Here is a 3248-nt window from a genome sequence, read left to right as displayed (position 1 = left end):
AACGGCAAGCTTCTCAGGGAGGCAAGGGAGCTTTCCGCACAGAAGCACACGGAAGCGGACAACAATGCCCTGAAGGCCAATATGGCATCCCAGAAGCGGATGCTGGAAGTCGTGGATCTGTATATCCGCTACCTGGACAGCCAGAAAAAGCGGCTTTCCGCCCTGCATCAGGATATGGAAAAGCGGTACAAGGTGGCGGTGAATACCTATCATACCATACGCCTCGGCACGGAACTGCTCGGACTTGTCCGCAATACGCAGACGGATTTTTCCCGCATTTTTTCCTTTCGTCCGCCGGAACTTCTGCTTCTGCACGACGACAGGTTCAGCCGGGAATTTGCCGAAGTTACCGCGACCTTGCGGGGAAACTGAGGCTTGCCCGAATGCACGCCTTCTCCGGCCGTGCTGCAGTAGCCGCGGAATTGCCCGCGCCTCAGGGCGGCGACATACGGAGATGTACCTTTTTCGTCGCCCCGGATCGTTGAAAGCCCCGCCGGGTGCGCCGGCAGGGCTTTTTTTTCGTGGCCCTGGTCGAGGGGAAAGATTTTCCCCTCATGAGGGCATTACTTCATAGGGTAGAAGCCGGTAGGGGCCTCGCTGAGGTTGATCATGATGTTCTTCATCTGCGTGTAGTGCTCCAGAATGACTTTATGGGTTTCGCGGCCGATGCCGGAAGCCTTGCAGCCTCCGAAAGGAGCGCCTTCGGGGATTGCGTTGTAGCAGTTCACCCACATGCGGCCCGTTTCCACACCGCGCGAGACGCGGACGGCCCGGTTGATATCCCTGGTCCATACCGCTCCGCCGAGGCCGTATTCATTTTCATTGGCAAGGCGTATCGCTTCTTCTTCCGAGCGGAAGCGCAGGATGCAGGCCACGGGGCCGAAGATTTCCTCCTGCGCCACGCGCATATTGTTCGTCACGTCACCGAGCAGCGTAGGCCGCAGGAAGCAGCCTTTCGCCAGCTCCCCTTCCGTGGCCTGTGCGCCGCCGCAAAGTACCTTCGCCCCTTCCTTCCGGCCGATTTCCACGTATTCCAGAATCTTCTCCATCTGCCTTTTATTGATCTGGCATCCCATCTGCGTGTCGGCTTCCCAGGGCAGGCCGACTTTCACTGCGTTGAAGCGTTTCACGGCTTCTTCCACAAAGCGGTCGTAGATGGAGTCCTGCACGAACACACGGGAGCCTGCGCAGCAGACCTGCCCCTGGTTGAAGAGAATTCCCATCTGAAGGCCGTCCATGGCCATTTCCCAGTTGCAGTCCTCAAAGAAGATATTGGCGGACTTGCCGCCGAGTTCCAGCGTGGCGGGGATGAGCCTGTCCGCAGCGGCACGGGCAACGTCGCGCCCGATTTCCGTGGAACCGGTGAAGGCCAGCTTCCTGAACCCCTTGTGTTCCAGCATGTACTGGCCGGAGCGGGAGCCGGAGCCGGTGATCACGTTGAACACGCCCGCAGGGATGACGTCCTGCACGAGCCTTGCCAGCTCAAGGACGCTCAGGGGAGTGGTGCTGGAAGGCTTGAACACCGTGCAACAACCGCTTGCAAGCACGGGGGCCAGCTTCCAGGCCGCCATGAGGAAGGGGAAGTTCCAGGGAACGATCTGTCCCACCACGCCTATGGGCTCGCGCAGGATCAGGCTGAGCGTGTCCCGGCCCAGCATGCCGGCGCTGCCTTCGTCGGCCATGATGCAGCCCGCGAAATAGCGGAAATGCTGCGCCGACATGGGAATATCCACGTTCATGGTTTCGCGGATGGGCTTACCGTTGTCGAGGGTTTCCACCATGGCGAGGTGTTCCCTGTGCTCATCGATGATATCGGCAATCCTGTTCAGGATTGCGGCGCGTTCGTTCACAGGCGCGTTTTTCCAGCTTTCGAAGGCCTTCCATGCCGAGGCTACGGCTTCATCCACGTCTTCCCTGGTGGCCTGGGCACATTCTGCCAGAAGTTTGCCGTCGGCAGGGCAGTATGTTTTGAAGGTCGCTCCGTCGGAGGCGTTTTTCCACTGACCGTTGATGAAAAGCGGATAGGAGTTCTGAAGATCGGCTTTTTGCATGGATATGCTCCTTGAGGAAGAGGGTGGCTGGGATGCGGCCTTTTTCGGGCGCAAAGGAGCGCGGCCGCGCGGCGTGTGCCGTGCGGACAGGGAAGAGGCCGCGCATATCGCGCTTTGCGTGCGGCTCTCCCGGAGCAGGCAGAGAAAGGAGGCAACAGCCTCAGCGTTTTTTTGCCGGTGCGTCAACGTAAGGCGCAGGAAAAAAAGCGCAGGCATGTACGGGGACGAGCTTTTGAGCTGTGCCCTTTTCTTTGCTCAGGGGCGTATGAGGCAGAGGCAGGCATGAAGACCGCGCTTTTCCCGCAGTCTCAGTGCGGAAAAGCGGCCGGCCTTCCCCTGCGTGCCGGAAGCGCCGCGCCTGCGGCACGCACAGGGCACGACGCAAGAGACCGGCTTTACGCTACCGGGAGGGAAGGACGCATGGCGGGCGGAAGAGGGGCGTCACAAAGCCGTGCGCCGCGCGGAGGGGCGGCGCTTCGGCGCAGGACGCGCGAGGGGAGGAATATCGGGGGGAATACCCGGGGCTTTGAAGAACAGACCCCGTTTCCAGCCGGAGAGGGCGTGCGGGAAGTTCCCGGCCAGGGCGCAAGAGCTGAAAGCCCTGGTCGGTGCCGCTGCAACCCAAAAGAGAGAGGGAAATCTTTTCATGCGATTCTCCATGCCGCGCGTGCGCGTTCTTTTGGCGTTGCTCACAGCGGAAAACACCAGAACCGCGGAAAACACCAGAACCATGGATACGGGCAGTATCCATGCATGGTCCATCGCAGCGTTTTCTTTCCATGCCCCGAAGGACATTTAAGGGAGGCGGCCCCGTTTCCAGAAACCACCCTGTGAGCGGAAGCTCAGGTCGGAACGGCATGGCCTGGGGGCTGTAGCCGAACCGACTCGAAAACTTTCTTTCACATTAAAAGAATAAGCCGTTTCTGTCAAGAATACCGGAAGAAAAACAGAGAATCCCTTATAGATGAAACAAGCAGTCTGTTATATTTTGTGAAAAAAAGAGTACTAGAACGATTCCCTTGAGCGAATATGTTTCTTTTTTGCATTATGCTTTGCGCCATAAGTATTATATGAGCATTTTTCATGTTTTTTACGGAAGAGGGAAAGAATGGTGCGCGTGTACGCAGCTTTTTTGTGTGCGGAGATAGTTTTTTACGGAGGGGGGACGCGCGCTTCTCTGCGTAAGCCGCCTGTCTG

Annotated in this window: 3 protein-coding genes and 1 riboswitch; of the genes, 2 read left to right on the top strand and 1 reads right to left on the bottom strand. The window is 58.4% G+C overall.

Annotation, left to right across the window (positions count from 1 at the left end; translation table 11 throughout):
• The coding region (locus tag K8W16_RS06880; protein WP_304122385.1) for a hypothetical protein at positions 1–372 on the top strand (372 nt) is incomplete at its 5' end.
• 191 nt (positions 373–563) lie between these two features.
• Here the strand turns inward: K8W16_RS06880 and K8W16_RS06875 are convergent.
• Complete coding sequence (locus tag K8W16_RS06875; RefSeq protein WP_304122384.1) at positions 564–2051, bottom strand: aldehyde dehydrogenase family protein; 1488 nt, start codon at positions 2049–2051, stop codon at positions 564–566.
• A 646-nt stretch (positions 2052–2697) separates the two neighbouring features.
• Here K8W16_RS06875 and K8W16_RS06870 point away from each other — a divergent pair.
• Positions 2698–2850, top strand: coding sequence for a hypothetical protein (locus K8W16_RS06870; RefSeq protein ID WP_304122382.1), 153 nt, complete (start codon positions 2698–2700; stop codon positions 2848–2850).
• Positions 2806–2954: riboswitch (molybdenum cofactor riboswitch) on the bottom strand. (Overlaps the previous gene by 45 nt.)
• Between the last annotated feature and the right edge of the window lie 294 nt (positions 2955–3248).

The sequence above is a fragment of the Mailhella massiliensis genome (assembly GCF_020741395.1).
GTDB lineage: Bacteria > Desulfobacterota > Desulfovibrionia > Desulfovibrionales > Desulfovibrionaceae > Mailhella > Mailhella massiliensis_A.
The sequence above is the reverse complement of the archived record's forward strand: the minus strand, read 5'-3'. Positions and strand labels throughout refer to the sequence as shown.

Coding starts and splice junctions, on each gene's coding strand:
- K8W16_RS06875 (WP_304122384.1), bottom strand. CDS start 2,051: ATGCAAAAAGCCGATCTTCAGAACTCCTATCCGCTTTTCATCAACGGT.
- K8W16_RS06870 (WP_304122382.1), top strand. CDS start 2,698: ATGCGATTCTCCATGCCGCGCGTGCGCGTTCTTTTGGCGTTGCTCACA.